This is a genomic window from Pseudomonas sp. AC239 (assembly GCF_979258545.1).
In genome coordinates this window covers 5,834,429-5,848,915 of sequence record NZ_OZ409864.1, presented here as the reverse complement: position 1 = coordinate 5,848,915, position 14,487 = coordinate 5,834,429, and the positions used below count along the sequence as shown (strand labels likewise).

The following is a 14,487-nucleotide window of genomic DNA, read 5'->3' as shown; positions in this document are numbered from 1 at the left end:
TGCCGTTCGCGGATATGGTGTGGTGGCTCACGGATTGAGCCGCCACCGGTAGTGCTGGGCACATGAGGTCCATGACATGGCAAACAAAATCGCCCTCGGGCTGGTGATCGGCGGTGCCGTCAGTTCCACGGTCGGCTCCGCGTTCAAGGACGTGACCGGGCGCATCAAGCGCCTTGAGGCTGAAGGCAACAAAGCGCGCGTGCTGCAGCGCACGATTGGCGACACCATCCGCTTGCGCGAAGAATGGAAAAAGGCTCACGACACCGGCGCGGCCGGTGCGTCCAAATTACTCAACCGTTTGAACTCGAACCTGGACAGTTTGAAAAAGCAGGGGATCGAGGTCGGCAAGCTGGAAAAAGCCTATCGCTCCATGGGGCAGACGGCCAACAAAGCCGAGCTGAAAGCCAAGGGGCATCAGCAGATCGATTCTGGCGTAAAGGGCATGAAGGGCGCTGTCGGTGCGGCGGTGGTCGGTGTTGGTGCCATGGCGGTGCCGGCCAAGGTCAGCGCTGATTTTGGCGCGATTGTCCGTGACATCGCGATCAAGGCCGGTATTGCCAACAAGCCGCAAGAGCAGGAGATGTCGCGCAAGATCATCGACACGTCACGCGATACCGGCATGGCGCGCAACGATGTGGCCGACGTGGTCAATCAGTTGGTCGGCGCCGGTATGGATCTGAGCAAGGCGCTGGAGTACGCGCCTGTCGCGGCCAAGTTTGTCGTGGGGCAGGGATCCAGCGGTGTCGACACGGCGAAGATGATCAACGCCCTGGGGCAGAACGCCAAGATCACCGACCCCAAGCAGATGCAGCAGGCGCTGGAGGCGATCGCCTACCAAGGGCAGGCGGGCAGCTTTGAAGCGGCCGACATGGCCAAGTGGTTTCCGGAGCTGTTGGCCAACATGGCCAGCAACGGCATCACCGGCTTGGATGCGGTGACGCAATTGGGCGCCATGCTGCAGGTACAGATGAAGCAGGCCGGCAGCTCGGACGAAGCGGCCAACAACCTGAAAAACTGGATGGGCAAAATCGGTTCGACCGATACGGTCAAGGCTTACGAAAAAGCCGGGATCGATTACAAGGGATCGATGCAGACCGGTTTGCAAAACGGTATGTCGACGCTTGAGACCAGCATGGCCCTGGCTCAGAAATACATTCAGGCGACCGATCCGAAGCGTGCGGCGGCCATGGCCGAAGCGACGTCCAAAATCAGCAAGGAAGCCAATCCCGAAAAGGCCAAGGCCATGATGGCCTCGCTGGAAGAATCTCTGCGCACCGGCGACCTGTTCGCCGATATGCAGGTCAAGGCCGCGCTGTCGGCCTACATGCAGAACAAGGCGCTGTATAGCCAGCTCAAAAACGATTCGCGTGACGCCACCGGGATCCTCGACAAAAACCTCGCCGAGCGGCGTGAGTCGTCATCGCAGAAGTGGGCTGAAATGGCCCAGTCGATGGATGACGCCATGCGCAGCGTCGGTGATGCGCTGCGCCCGGTGACAGACACCGTGGCCGAGTCGTTGACCAAGGTTACTAAAGGCATTACGTCGTTGGCTGATAGTGCGCCCGGGGTAGTTGCCGGTATCGCCACGGTCGGGGCGGGGCTGATTGCATTAAAAGGTATCTTCAGCACGATCAAGATCAGCAAGGGGCTGCTAAACCTTGCGCGTGGGTTGCGCGGTGGCAGGGGCGAGAGCGAAGCCCGCAATAAAAACCCAGGAGAACTTGATCTGGTAGCGACTGGCCTGGATGTTGTTTCGCGTGTGAAGGAAGCGGCAACAGGTGGGGGCCTTGGTACTGAAAGTGGTGCAGGTAACGACGGCGTCAAGAAGGTTTTTGTCGTCAATGCCGGCGCTATGGGTGGCGGTGTGGATGCGTCGGGCGAATCGCGCCGACGTGGGCGTGGGTCAAGGCGCAGCGCTCGGCGCCGGGCATTGCCGAGTTCGAGAGGTCCTCGCCCGTCTGTGCCTCGTCCATCTGTTCCGGTTTCACGGCCACCTGTTTCGATCCCATCGCGATCAGTCCCTTCCGTTCCAAGTGGGGCATTGTCCAAGCTCGGCGTCGTCGCTGGAGCCGTCGGTAAGGTCGGCAAGGCGGCCAAGGTCATTCCTGGCGGCACGCTGCTGGAGTCCGGCGCGATGGCTTTTGAAACCTTTCAAAACGCCAAAACCAAGGATGAAAAAGCCGAGGGCTACGGTGCTGCCGCTGGCAACCTGGCCGGCACCATGGCGGGCGCAGCAGCTGGTGCCGCCATCGGTTCGGTGGTGCCGATCATCGGTACGGCCATTGGCGGCTTGATCGGTGCTTATCTGGGCAGTCAGGGCGGTGCGGCGCTGGGCGGGTCGTTGGGTAAGTCGTTGTTCGGTGGTGAGGATGAAAAGCCCGAACAAACGGCAAAGGCGCCGGTGCCAGTCACTCCGCTCATGATGGCGTCAGCGGCGCAGCAAGGCCCGGCGTTGGGGGATGTCGCGCGCTCGATGGCAGTGACGGCGCCGCTCAAGTCGGCGGCGCTGGCTATCCAGCCCAAGGAGGCGGAGAAGCCAGTTCCGGCCAAGGTGGATCAGCAGTTTCAATACTCGCTGAGCATGCCGGTCACTGTGCAGGGGGACGTGAAAGACCCGCAAGCCTTGGCTCAGGATTTGATGCCGCACATGCAACGAATGATGGCGGACGCGGCGAAAAGTAACGCCGCCAAGCTGTACGACGAACCCCATGTCTAAGGAGAATTCATGGCTTACATGGAGCAAATGCAATCGAGCCTGAAGTACCTGGTCGAGGCAGCGGAAACTGGGCGGCGCAGTGCTGACGGCATGCTGACCCCGGTCAACGGTGCGATCCGCGAATTGACCGGCGCCGCGTCCGAGCTGGAAAACATCCCGTTTGTCGGTCCCACCATCGGCGCCAAACTTCAGCGGGTGATGCGCGGCGTCGACGCAGCTCAAGCCAAGGTCGGTCAGGTGGTGGCGGTGTACGGCCGCGCCACCCGGGCAGCGGCTGAAGTGCAGGATCGGCTGGGCACGTTGAAGGAACAGGCGGGCAAGGCAGCCACGGCGATCAACAACGTCGCCGGCAAGGTCAGCCCGTCGCTGGCCAACATCGTGCCCACCAGTTCCTTTGCCGGGGAAGCCACGCCGGCACCGGAGGCGGTGAAACCGTTCCCGCACCTGATGATCATTCAGCCGCGCGATCCGAAGATTGAGCCGTATTACTTCAACCTGGACACGGCAGCGTTCGACGAGCTGAGCCGTTCGACCGAATTCCGTTGGGCTTCGCAGGAGCGGTTGACGCGCCGGCCGGCAAAGCAGGCCATCGGTATGGGGGATGAAAAGTTGACGCTCAAGGGCACGATCTACCCAGGCTTCAAAGGCGGATTAAAGCAGCTCGACACGTTGCGTTCCATCGGGGCCAGGCTGCAACCGCTGACCCTGACCACGGGCTATGGCGAGGTGATCGGGACGTGGTGCCTGAAAAACATCAACGAGGAACAGTCCGCGCTGCTGCACGGCGGGATTGCGCGCAAACAGGGTTTTACATTGGAGTTTGAGCGTTATGGCGACGACATGCAGGACGTCTGACGGCGACATGCTCGATGTCATTTGCAACAACGTTTACGGCCATCTGAATGGCAGCGTCGAGGCCGTGCTCGATGCCAATCAGGGGCTGGCTGATGAACCTCAGCCGTTTCGGTCGGGCGTGATTATCGTCCTGCCGAATCTGCCCAGCCCGACCAATGAGGGCGTCAGCTTGTGGGATTGACCTGGGGCGATGCCTTCGCCGGCACCGCGTCGCGTTACGCGTAACGACACCTTGTTTTTCTGGCCCGCCTTGTGCGGGTTTTTTATTGGAAAAAACCATGACTCCGATGTTTCGAATTGTCGCCGATGGGGCCGACGTCACGGCCAAGATCAATGATCGGCTGTTATTGCTGCGCACTTCTGACAAGCCGGGCATGGAGTCCGACGAGTTTGAGTTGCGCATCGACGACCGTGACGGACAAGTGCAATTGCCGCGGCGTGGCAGCTCAATCGAGATCTACCTGGGCTATGCCGAAACGACGTTGGCACGCATGGGCAGTTACACCGTGGACACGGTCGAGGTATCAGGCCCGCCGGACACGATCGTGATCAAGGGCAAGGCCAGCGACATGCGTGGCAGTGGCAAGACCATTCGTAGCGGAAGCTGGGAAGACGTGCCGCTGTCGAAGATCGTGGCTGACGTCGCCGCGCGCAATGGCTGGACGCCGGTGTGTCCGGTGTCGACCAAGGTCTCCCGGGTCGACCAGCTCAACGAGTCCGATTTTAATTTCATCACCCGTCTGGCCAAGCAATACGACTGCACGGCCAAGGTGGCCGACGGCAAGCTGTTGGTGATGCCGCGCCAAGGTGGCCAGACGGCCAGCGGCAAAGCATTTGGCGCTATCACGCTGACCCGCATTGACCTTAGCCGCTGGCAATTCAGTCTCGGCGATCGCAATTCGCACAAGGCGGTGGCCACCAAGCATCAGGACAAAAAGAACGGCAAGCTGGCGGTGGTCACCATCGACAATGATGACGCTCCGGATGGCCTGCCGGCAGTGCATACCGACCGACATATCTACCCTGACAAAGGCGCTGCTGAAGCGGCGGCCAAGGCACGTTTGTCGGCGTTCAATCGCTCGACCGCCGATGTGCGCCTTGAAATGCCCGGCCGCACGGACATCTTCGCCGAGCGTCCCATCATCGCTCAGGGTTTCAAGGTAGGGCTTGATGGCGAATACCTGGCGGATTCGGTCGAGCAGGTGTTCACCCAGTCTGGCTGGTCCACCACGGTCGAATGCAACGCCGGCAAAGCCGGTAAATCCAAGGGCAAGAAAAAGAAAGGGCCGAAACCACCACTCAAGGTTGTGAACATCGAGAAGCAATAGCCGCATTCCATCGCCGCCTGAGTGCGGTTTTTTTACGTCTGGAGTTTGTATGTCCATCACTGAACAACAGCTGCAAAGCATCATGCCCAACGCCCGCCGCCAAGCGGGCGTTTTCGTTTCCGCGCTCAACGCAGCGATGACCCATCGGCAGATCGACACGCCGAAGCGCCAAGCCGCGTTTCTGGCGCAAGTCGGTCACGAGTCGGGCCAACTGCATTACGTCCGGGAGCTGGGCGGCGACCAGTACCTGAGCAAATACGACACCGGCAACCTGGCTGCGAAACTGGGCAATACCCCGGCAGCGGATGGTGATGGCCAGCGCTATCGTGGTCGCGGCCTGATCCAGGTCACCGGCCACGACAACTACCTGCGCTGCAGCTTGGCGCTGTTCAGTGATGAGCGATTGCTGCGCACGCCTGAGCTCCTGGAGCTGCCGCAGTGGGCCGCCGAGTCGGCCGCATGGTTCTGGTCAGTGAATGGGCTGAACGCGCTGGCCGATCAAAATGAATTCAACACGATTACCCGCAGGATCAATGGCGGTCTCAATGGCCTGCAGGATCGGCTGGAGTTGTGGGGGCGGGCGAGGGCAGTGCTATGCATTTCGGCGAACTGATCCCGGCGCCATGTTGGCTGCTGGCGAAAGGAGTGCTGCTGGTCGTTTTGGTCGGTGGTTCCGCGGCCATTACTTGGCAAGTCCAGGATTGGCGCTACGGCAAACAGCTCGCAGAGCAGGCCCGACTCCACACCGAAATTCTTAACCAACTGAATCAGGCCTCGGCCGATCAGCAGCGTGCCGAACAGGACAAACGCCTCGCGCTCGAGCAGCGCCTGGCTACCAGCGAACAAATCCATTACCGAGCCTTGAGTGATGCCCAACGTGATCAAGGTCGCCTGCGCGACCGCCTTGCCACTGCTGATCTGCGCCTGTCAGTCCTACTCGACGCCACCACCGGCGCCGGCAACGGATCATTGTCAGCCACCACCGCCACCGGCGGCGTGGTTCATGGCCCCACAAGAGCCGAACTTGACCCAGCGCATGCTCAACGAATTATCGGCGTCACCGATGACGGCGACCGGGGGCTAATCGCCCTCGCGGCCTGTCAGGTATACGCCAAAGAAGTCTCAACACCGAAGTGAAAAAGAGCGGCCGGTCCGGATGCGTCAACATCCGGATCGACCGCCGTCCCTGCAGATGATCCCTGCAAGTCCAGCCAAGGCTCTTGCTCCGTGCACAAAGCGCGGCGAGCCTAGCACCTGTTTATCCATACAGTAAAGGTCTTGCTTTCATGTCTACACCTATCATCCCTTGGATGGGCGGCAAACGCCGCCTGGCCGACCGCCTCATTCCGCTTTTTCCGCCACACGAATGCTACGTCGAAGTCTTTGCCGGTGGTGCCGCGCTCTACTTCATGAAGCCCCAGCCATCGCCGGTCGAAGTCCTGAACGACATCAACGGCGATCTGGTCACGCTTTACCGCGTCGTGCAGAACCACCTCGAAGAATTTGTGCGCCAGTTCAAATGGGCGCTCAGTTCTCGGCAGGTGTTCGAATGGCAGAAAATGACCCGCCCCGAAACCCTCACCGACATCCAGCGCGCTGCCCGATTCTTCTACCTGCAGCACCACGCCTTTGCGGGCAAGGTCTCTGGGCAGGCGTTCGGCACGGCGACGACTACCCCGGCCATCAACCTGCTGCGGATCGAGGAAAACCTCTCGGCCGCTTGGCAGCGCCTGTCCGGCACCTACGTCGAAAACCTTCCCTGGCTTGAATGTGCTGAACGCTACGACCGCGCCCATACCTTCCACTACATGGATCCGCCTTACTGGCAGACCGCCGGCTACGGAGTGGACTTTCCGTTCGAAAACTACGAGCGGATGGCCGACTTCATGCGCCGCTGTAAAGGCAAAGTGATGGTCAGTATCAATGACCATCCCGACATCCGCCGCGTGTTCGAGGGCTTCCACTTCGAGACGTTGGACATCCGTTATTCAAATACCAACCAGCGGCAAGGCAAAGCTGAGGTGAGCGGCGAGCTGGTGATCATGAACTGGTCGCCAGAATCACTGGGCGGGTTGTTTTAACTATCACCATGGCAATTTCTTAACGAGAAGCTGAAGCAGTCGAATAAACTCAATTGCGAAAATTAGGCACAGACGCGCATAGCTAATGTATTTCATTGGCTTCTCGTAAGGTAAGTAAGGTCGCGGCGCTGGAAGGTGCCGTTTGATGTTGCAGCTATAAGTTCCTTAGGTGGCACCTTAATTTTAATTGTCGCGTCTCGTCAAGTATCAACTCGTTACGCAGGCCTAGGAGTGCGTCATAGGGCAATGGGTGTATAACGGCACCCTGTCATAGGGCAATAGGTGTATGGGAGGCGATATCTTCGTCCTTGCACTAGTGCTTTTGCAACTATTAATATCTAAAGGATACTCAACGGATATCCAAAGGATATCCAAAGGATATTTATTAAGTGATGGATTAACGAATTAACGAATTAGCGAATTAGCGAATTAACGAAATGACGAAATGACGAAATAAAGGTGGTTGACTAGCCGGGAGGGTCCGAAAGTAACTATTAAGCGCTATTCCTCTTTAGGATTTAGCAAACCCCTCCCTTGATTGCGCACATTGCCAATGGCTCGGTCGACCTTGAACCATTCGAAAGTTTCTGTAGGTTCGCCTTGTTGCAACACCAGCAGCTCGGCACGGTCCTTGGGTGTGGCCGGGTCTAACCATTCTCGAGCCTATTCCGGTGACAGTGTCACAGGCCGCCGGTCGTGAATATCCACCATGCCCCCAGCGCTGTCCGCCGTGATGATCACGAAGCCGTCGTGCTCTGCTGGTTGATGTTCGGCATTGGGATACTGTCCAATTGCGGCGCAGAGGATCGGCACGCGTTCTCGACGGCGAATCAAGTAGGGCTGCTTCTTGGGCCGCCTTCATCGACCCACTCAAACCAGTTGTTGATCGCGATAATTGCCCGGTGCGGCCAGATTGCGCGGAAGAATGGGCCGTGGGCCACTTTCTCTACCCGGGCGTTGATCGGGGCTGCGCGGTCCTTCGCCCAGTGTGGACGCCATCCCCAACGGACCAGGTCGGCGTGCAGGTACTGACCTTCCTGATGAAAAATCGCCAGTTGGGTGATGGGAGCTGCGTTGTAGCGCTCAAAGGGCTGGTCGCCTGTTTTATTAACCAGCGCGTTAGGAATGCTCAGCGCCACCATAAAGTCGTGGATACCGTCGTATTGTGAAAGTCGTCCGCACATAGCTCGCCCGCCTATCAGATATCTCCTACAAAAATTGACCGCAAGCGCTTCTGAAAGTTAACTGTACATTCGTACAGTGTCGGAAGTCGTGCGTCATGAGCTATTCAATTTTAGGCCGTATTGCAGAGGTCGGCCGGAAGCTGCCTCTATGTCTGTTCCAAGTACCGGCTGGTTTTCCTTCGCCGGCGGCGGATCACATTGAGGCACACATCTCCCTGGATGAGGTGCTGAACATCCGCGCCCCGCATGTCTACCTGGTGAAAATCACTGGCGAAAGCATGCAAGGGGCAGGAATATTTGACGGCGACCTGGCTGTGGTAGATCGCTCGCTGGAGCCGGCCCATGGTCACATCGTCGTGGCGCTGCTGAACAACGATCCGCTGTGCAAACGACTATGCATCCGCGGAAAGGATGTGATCCTTTTGTCGGAGAACCCCAAGTATCCACCACGCTATGTGCTGGAAGGGGACGAGCTGGCCATCTGGGGCGTAATCATCGGCAGCGTGCGCAGCCATGTCTAAAGTAACGCCGGTGTTCGGCCTAATCGATTGCAACAGCTTCTACGCCAGTTGCGAACGCGTGTTTCGCCCTGACCTTGCCAAGGTGCCCATCGTGGTGCTTTCGAACAACGACGGCTGCGTCATCGCCCGCAGCTACGATGCCAAGCCCTACGTGAAAATGGGCGAGCCGTACTTTCAGATCAAGAATAAGCTCAAGCAGCACGGCATCGTCCCGTTCTCCTCGAACTACGTGTTGTACGGCGACATGAGCGAACGCGTCATGACCCTGATTGAGTCGATGGTTCCGGCCGTTGAGGTGTATAGCATTGACGAAGCCTTCGCCGACCTCACCGGCATCAATGACTTGGACGGCCTCGGCCGCAAGATCCGCAGCCAGGTACTGCGCTGCACGGGTATACCTGTTGGTGTCGGTATCGCGCGCACCAAGACCTTGGCCAAGCTGGCCAACTACACCGCCAAACGCCTGCAGGGGCAAACCGGTGGCGTTGTGAACATCTGCGACCCAATCAAGCGCGACTGGGTGCTGCGTAACACGGACGTAGCGGAGGTTTGGGGAGTAGGACGCCGCATGAAAGTGCACCTCGACGGCATGGGGATCAAGACCGCCATGGATCTGGCCAAAGCAGACCCGTGGACGTTGAGAAAAAACTTCAGTGTAGTGATCGAGAAAACTGCCCGGGAATTGGCTGGTACACCGTGCCTGGAGCTGGATGAGCCAGATCCGCCCAAGCAAGAGATCTGCTGCAGCCGGATGTTCGGCAAAAGACTGACGCAGCTGCCACCAATCAAGGAGGCAGTGGCGACATACATGATGCGTGCATCAGAAAAGCTCCGAGCGCAGCGGTCGCTGTGCAAGAAGATTCGGGTCAGCATACGCACCGGAATGTTCAACCCCGATGAGGCTAAATACGCAAACGGTGTCGTGATCGATCTACCTTATCCAACGGATGACGTTCGGCTGCTAACGACGGCGGCCGTCGACGCACTAGACTGCGTGTTCCGTCCTGGTTTCAGTTACAGCAAAGCGGAAGTTCTCCTGCTGAATTTATGCCAACAGGGTGAATACACGGACGATCTGTTCGCCATTTCTCAGCCCACTGACGCGACAAGGGTGATGGCGGTGTTGGACGAAATAAATGGACGGTGGGGCAGGGGGACGCTCCGCTCCGCCAGTGTGCCGAGGAATCCGGACTGGGGCATGCGGCGGGAGATGATGAGCCAGAGCTATACGACGCGCCTGGATCAATTGTGGACGATTAATTGTAGATAATGAACGTCTGCTTTCGGCCAAGAGCAGACATCATATGTCTAGTGGGCTGAGCGGTTAATTAATTTATCTATATTGAAATATTTTGCGTCGTATTTGTTGCGCTTTTAGATAAGCGAAATAACCGTACATAACACTAGAAGATCCGAAGGAATTCAAGTGTCACTTATCAGACAAGCTCTCCCCCTGTCCTCATGACTGGCATCCAGGACAATAGGCATTCGCAACCCTAGCCCGTTTTCAGATAGGAGAGGCAAGCCCCCGTCCCACCTTCGTCCTCAAAATTTGCCGCCAATCAAAAAAAAGATGATGATAGTCCTTGGCGCGCCGCATCAATACTGGTAGTCAACGTTTGCAGTATAACTAACAGCCAGTGCTTTTGTGCGCCGTAAAAACAGTCTACAACCTTAGCAAGGACTAGCCATGAAACGGATTTATCAAGAGAGCTTTTCTAAAGCCTTAAGTATTGACAACCATACAGAAAAGCTAACGTTCCTGACTTCAATATTGCGTTCAATATTGCAAACCGCAGTTATTTGTACATTTGAAATAACAAAAAACTTTACGCCGCATGACGAAAGCGACTTGGCAGAGTTAGCGGATAGATTTCAAAAGCCATCGGATGGCCTTCCCCTACAAATCCTGGACAACTTAGTGCCCTTCGTACGGGCTCACTTTGATAAACAATTTTTATCTGGATGGTTCGAACTCATCCGCGGGGTCCAGACTCCTGTGTCAAAAGCCTTGATCGAATGGGTCGAATTTAGAAACAGGCGTCAAGCGCACGGAGTTCTCGATAAAGCCCTTAGCACACTTTGGTCGGAAAAAACGGAGAAGCTGATTGAGAGTTGTATGCAGGTATTTTCCAACATCCTGCCGTCCAGCAATGGCAACGACCTACTGCAACTTACCAGGATCGCTGGCGAACCAAAAGTCACGACTCCGCTGATATACAATGGATTCGCCTTAGTAATCCTCGGGGTCGCACCTAAGCAAGGGATCTGGAAACTCAAAGGCCAAACTCTTTCCAATATAAGCTCCGAGGAGGTCACTCTCCTGGTTCCCGACGATAATGCCTTTTCAACAACTAGTATCAGACCCGCTAGCCAATATGCTCTCTCAGAGATTGTCTCTAACGGCAAAGACTACTCATTTTTCAACAATATCCCGGTGCGCCAGACAGATACCTTCGAAGGCCGCGGTACTGAACTGGCGCAAATCAAGGATTGGCTGGATGATAAAGACTCTCGCTACTGCCTTATTTATGGCGATGGGGGATACGGAAAAACGACCCTTGCGATTGAGTTTCTCAATCAGCTTGCTGAAGGCCTCCATAACCTAGATGAACCCATCCCCACAATAATCAGTTACCACACGGCCAAAATGACAAAGTGGTCAGAAAAAGGTCTTGAGCATTTTACCAGCATCTCTCCCGTTATGGATGAGTGTATTCGAGAACTGATGCGGTGCTTCTATCCAATATTGTCGCAGGACTGGTACGTAATATCCGGACGGCAAATAATTGACAAAGCGGTAACTGTCTTAAAAGAGCAAAAATTCTCCAGAGACGATGTCTTGCTCATTTTTGACAATACTGAAACACTCGCCACAAGCCAGCAAGAAGTGCGCGAACTCGGAGCCTTTTTCAAGCAGGTAGGGAAGCTGATCGGACGCTTGGTCATCACCTCACGTCGGCGCGAGTTTCTTGAAGCCACCCCGATCGTTATTGAGGGCCTTACCGAGGCCGAGTGTGTCAGCCTTATGCAGCGCCTCGCCACGGAATATAAAGCAAAACCAATCCTGCAAGCAGGAGAGTCCAAGCTCCGAAGGGTAGCCAAGCAACTCATGCGCAAACCTCTTTTGCTGGAGGCCCTCGTAAAATACATATCGCATTCAGGACAGGGTATTGACCTTGCGGTCGAGCACTTCCTAAAAAAATCGAGCGAAGAGCTTCTTGATTTTCTGTACGAAGATGCCTGGGTCAGAATGAACAGCCTTCAGAAAGATGTGCTGCTGGTATTGATTCATGCCTCCTCACCACTGGACAAGGCCTTCATAAGCAAAGCATGTCAAGAGGTCGGGATTCAACATGTGGAATTTCAACTGGGCCTAGAAGAGACCCACTTCGCGGTTACAACAGATTATGGAAAGACCTATACGATCGAGTTGGTTGATCTAGCAAAACGCTTTTTCCTTCAACAATTTAGCCGCCTATCTCCGGAGGAAAAGGCAAGACTGAAGAGCATTGCCGAAAATACTGACAAGTATGTTTTGGAACGAGCCAAAATTGAAAAAGAGTACCGACAAGATCGGGTAGCTGAGGCCTTTCGCAGTGAGTATGCTAAAGCTGCTAAAGTCGCGACAGATAAAGGCGATATCCCTGGAGCCTTGGAAATGTATGAACTAGCTATCGCCGACGACCCTCTAAATTCGGCACTTCATGACCGCTTTTCGTGGGTTGTCCTGAATAAAACTAGCGACGCGACGTATGCTCGAGAGCTATCTCAGACAGCAGTCGACCTTGACGAAAATAACTGTGACGCCTGGGTCGGCCTGGCGCTGGCAAACTATCGTCTGGGGAATCTTGAACTTGGTGACGACAGCATCGATAGAGCTGGCAAGAAGGGGCGCACAAGATCTTTTTGCCTATTGAGAAAGGCTATTGCACGATTTCACCAAACCCGAGATGAGTCTGAGATCACACAGCAGATTGAACTCCTCGAAGCTGCCGAAGAGTTCCTGATTCAGGCACAAAAATTGAACACAAATCAGGGCGGGTACAGCATAAAATATCAGCGAGACATCCAAAGATACTACGCACTGACAAAAGCAAAACTGGCTGTTGTACGAGGCAAGCGAACAAAATTGGCCAACAGTTCTATAAACTGATATCGCGCCAGAGCGCCATGCTAGCGCTGGCGCTCTTCTTACCCAAAAACAGGGACACCCTGCCGGCCACCTGTGCTGTGAAAGCCGGAGTTGCGATCACCTGACTTGAACAACTCACCGAGCTGGAAAAGTATCCTTCCAATCTGGAGGCGATGCGGGGTTACTACCGGCAGCTTCTCGCGTAAATTTCTGATCTGCTGAGTAGCCAAGTGCTTGCAGATTTTACGTAGCAACGAAGACTTCCAAACAGTGTCTGCATTTTTTTTGACACTTTAGGTCAATATTTACCGCTGTGATGGGCAGCATTAGGCCGACAGCGGTCGCTGCCGATGTCTGATTCTGGCCGTAGGCGGTCGCTTGCCGATGTCCGCTTCTGGCCGACTGCTTCCCTCCACGAGGGGCCGTATCGGCCAGAACTGGTCACTCATATCCGGCTGCTTCCGGCCAAATATTCTTCTGTATGATATATTTTAATTGTCTTTAATTTTTGAAGCGTGTAGATGCCATGGACCTGCCACCAAAGAAACTATACAAATACATCCCTTCTGCTAGAGTTGACGTATTACAGAATCTGACAATACGATTTACTCAGCCATCCGCGCTAAATGATCCATTCGAATTTAATCTGCTATTCAGTGAGGCCTTGTCAACTCAACAGCTTCGAGAGTACTACGAAAAAGCAGATAAACATGAAATTTCATTAGAAGCAATTAACAGCCTCCCAGATGAACAGAAAGCTTTGCTTGCACTATTACCGGAAGACCAGCTTGTTCATATGCTTGAGCAATTCACCTCAAAAATTTTCAATTCGGAACAAATCAATAGCATTCACGGAACTTACATAGCACCATTAACATCAAAATTAAAAAATAAACTTTATGAAGGTCTTAATAAAACAATTGGTATTTTGAGCTTGAGCGCAACGCCTGTATCTCCCCCTATGTGGGCAAATTATGCAGAAAACTCAACAGGGTTTGTGCTGGAGTTCGATACTGCGCATCCTTTTTTCAATGGTCGTCGATCTGACAAGGATGAGTTTTATCACCTGCGTCGAGTGGTTTATGCTGATAGGCAGCCAAGTGCCACAATGATGGACATGCCGTTTGATACTTTTGTCCTGAAAAGTAAAAGTTGGGAATACGAACAGGAATGGCGCATGCTCTTACCATTAGATGCAGCATGCAAAAAATTTAAAACCCCATCCGGTGATGATGTGTCGTTATTTGATGTCCCGGCTAAGGCAATTTCAAAAGTCATTGTTGGCCTTAATTCAAAAGAGCAAACAATCAGCGAATTAGTAGGGATTTTGAACAATAGCAGCCATTTCGCTCACGTCGGATTAGAAAAAATCAAGAAAGGCTCCACGGGTTTTGAATTGACCAATTTTAATAATGAATAGCGAATCTCTATACTGAAAGATGCCATTTACCGACGACTGAATAACTATAAATACTGCTTTTTATAAAACTCGAAATGCGGCCTGCTATGGGTCTCGATAGTCCAAAGTGCGAATGACTGCTCATGGCCGTTTTCTGCCCTCCTCGAATGACACAGATCGGCCAGAAGCGGACGTTTGACTTGAGGCATGCCTTCGCCATTCGCGATGCCGATGGTGCATAAAGCTACAGCTCGACTATCTTGGGTTG

General features: G+C 54.7%; 11 protein-coding genes and 1 pseudogene. 11 read left to right on the top strand and 1 reads right to left on the bottom strand.

The window, feature by feature from the left end; all coding sequences use genetic code 11:
• The first annotated feature begins 76 nt into the window (after positions 1-76).
• The 7 genes from ACZ0AZ_RS26535 to ACZ0AZ_RS26505 all read left to right on the top strand — a co-directional run bounded on the left by ACZ0AZ_RS26535 (position 77) and on the right by ACZ0AZ_RS26505 (position 6,980).
• A complete protein-coding gene (locus tag ACZ0AZ_RS26535) occupies positions 77-2,716 on the top strand; it encodes a phage tail tape measure protein (protein ID WP_463538484.1) in 2,640 nt (879 codons plus the stop codon).
• Positions 2,717-2,725: 9 nt separating this feature from the next.
• A complete protein-coding gene (locus ACZ0AZ_RS26530; protein ID WP_463538483.1) occupies positions 2,726-3,571 on the top strand; it encodes a phage tail protein in 846 nt (281 codons plus the stop codon).
• Positions 3,546-3,752, top strand: coding sequence for a tail protein X (locus ACZ0AZ_RS26525; RefSeq protein WP_463538482.1), 207 nt, complete (start codon positions 3,546-3,548; stop codon positions 3,750-3,752). Before ACZ0AZ_RS26530 ends, ACZ0AZ_RS26525 begins: the two co-directional genes overlap by 26 nt.
• A 97-nt stretch (positions 3,753-3,849) precedes the next feature.
• Positions 3,850-4,899: a phage late control D family protein gene (locus ACZ0AZ_RS26520; RefSeq protein ID WP_463538481.1), complete on the top strand. Its 1,050-nt coding sequence runs from the start codon at positions 3,850-3,852 to the stop codon at positions 4,897-4,899.
• Positions 4,900-4,948: 49 nt separating this feature from the next.
• Complete coding sequence (locus tag ACZ0AZ_RS26515) at positions 4,949-5,512, top strand: glycoside hydrolase family 19 protein (RefSeq protein ID WP_463538480.1); 564 nt, start codon at positions 4,949-4,951, stop codon at positions 5,510-5,512.
• Positions 5,494-6,036, top strand: coding sequence for a lysis protein (locus ACZ0AZ_RS26510; RefSeq protein WP_463538479.1), 543 nt, complete (start codon positions 5,494-5,496; stop codon positions 6,034-6,036). The genes ACZ0AZ_RS26515 and ACZ0AZ_RS26510 overlap by 19 nt, the downstream gene beginning before the upstream one ends.
• Before the next feature lie 149 nt (positions 6,037-6,185).
• Positions 6,186-6,980, top strand: coding sequence for a DNA adenine methylase (locus ACZ0AZ_RS26505; protein ID WP_463538478.1), 795 nt, complete (start codon positions 6,186-6,188; stop codon positions 6,978-6,980).
• 501 nt (positions 6,981-7,481) lie between these two features.
• Here ACZ0AZ_RS26505 and ACZ0AZ_RS26500 read toward each other — a convergent pair.
• A pseudogene (locus tag ACZ0AZ_RS26500) lies at positions 7,482-8,164 on the bottom strand (SOS response-associated peptidase family protein).
• Positions 8,165-8,259: 95 nt separating this feature from the next.
• Here ACZ0AZ_RS26500 and ACZ0AZ_RS26495 point away from each other — a divergent pair.
• The 4 genes from ACZ0AZ_RS26495 to ACZ0AZ_RS26480 all read left to right on the top strand — a co-directional run bounded on the left by ACZ0AZ_RS26495 (position 8,260) and on the right by ACZ0AZ_RS26480 (position 14,240).
• The gene (locus ACZ0AZ_RS26495; RefSeq protein WP_034154886.1) at positions 8,260-8,685 is read left to right on the top strand and encodes a LexA family protein; all 426 of its coding nucleotides are present in this window, start codon (positions 8,260-8,262) and stop codon (positions 8,683-8,685) included.
• Positions 8,678-9,955 (top strand): translesion error-prone DNA polymerase V subunit UmuC, encoded by a 1,278-nt coding sequence (gene umuC / locus ACZ0AZ_RS26490; RefSeq protein ID WP_463538477.1) that lies wholly within the window; start codon positions 8,678-8,680, stop codon positions 9,953-9,955. Before ACZ0AZ_RS26495 ends, umuC begins: the two co-directional genes overlap by 8 nt.
• A gap of 420 nt (positions 9,956-10,375) precedes the next feature.
• On the top strand, positions 10,376-12,841 hold the full coding sequence (locus ACZ0AZ_RS26485) for a tetratricopeptide repeat protein (RefSeq protein WP_463538476.1): 2,466 nt from the start codon (positions 10,376-10,378) through the stop codon (positions 12,839-12,841).
• Between the two features lie 505 nt (positions 12,842-13,346).
• Positions 13,347-14,240 (top strand): DUF2971 domain-containing protein, encoded by an 894-nt coding sequence (locus ACZ0AZ_RS26480; protein WP_463538475.1) that lies wholly within the window; start codon positions 13,347-13,349, stop codon positions 14,238-14,240.
• The last annotated feature ends 247 nt before the right edge of the window (positions 14,241-14,487 follow it).

Coding starts and splice junctions, on each gene's coding strand:
- ACZ0AZ_RS26530 (WP_463538483.1), top strand. CDS start 2,726: ATGGCTTACATGGAGCAAATGCAATCGAGCCTGAAGTACCTGGTCGAG.
- ACZ0AZ_RS26495 (WP_034154886.1), top strand. CDS start 8,260: ATGAGCTATTCAATTTTAGGCCGTATTGCAGAGGTCGGCCGGAAGCTG.
- umuC (WP_463538477.1), top strand. CDS start 8,678: ATGTCTAAAGTAACGCCGGTGTTCGGCCTAATCGATTGCAACAGCTTC.
- ACZ0AZ_RS26505 (WP_463538478.1), top strand. CDS start 6,186: ATGTCTACACCTATCATCCCTTGGATGGGCGGCAAACGCCGCCTGGCC.
- ACZ0AZ_RS26480 (WP_463538475.1), top strand. CDS start 13,347: ATGGACCTGCCACCAAAGAAACTATACAAATACATCCCTTCTGCTAGA.
- ACZ0AZ_RS26485 (WP_463538476.1), top strand. CDS start 10,376: ATGAAACGGATTTATCAAGAGAGCTTTTCTAAAGCCTTAAGTATTGAC.
- ACZ0AZ_RS26520 (WP_463538481.1), top strand. CDS start 3,850: ATGACTCCGATGTTTCGAATTGTCGCCGATGGGGCCGACGTCACGGCC.
- ACZ0AZ_RS26525 (WP_463538482.1), top strand. CDS start 3,546: ATGGCGACGACATGCAGGACGTCTGACGGCGACATGCTCGATGTCATT.
- ACZ0AZ_RS26515 (WP_463538480.1), top strand. CDS start 4,949: ATGTCCATCACTGAACAACAGCTGCAAAGCATCATGCCCAACGCCCGC.
- ACZ0AZ_RS26510 (WP_463538479.1), top strand. CDS start 5,494: ATGCATTTCGGCGAACTGATCCCGGCGCCATGTTGGCTGCTGGCGAAA.
- ACZ0AZ_RS26535 (WP_463538484.1), top strand. CDS start 77: ATGGCAAACAAAATCGCCCTCGGGCTGGTGATCGGCGGTGCCGTCAGT.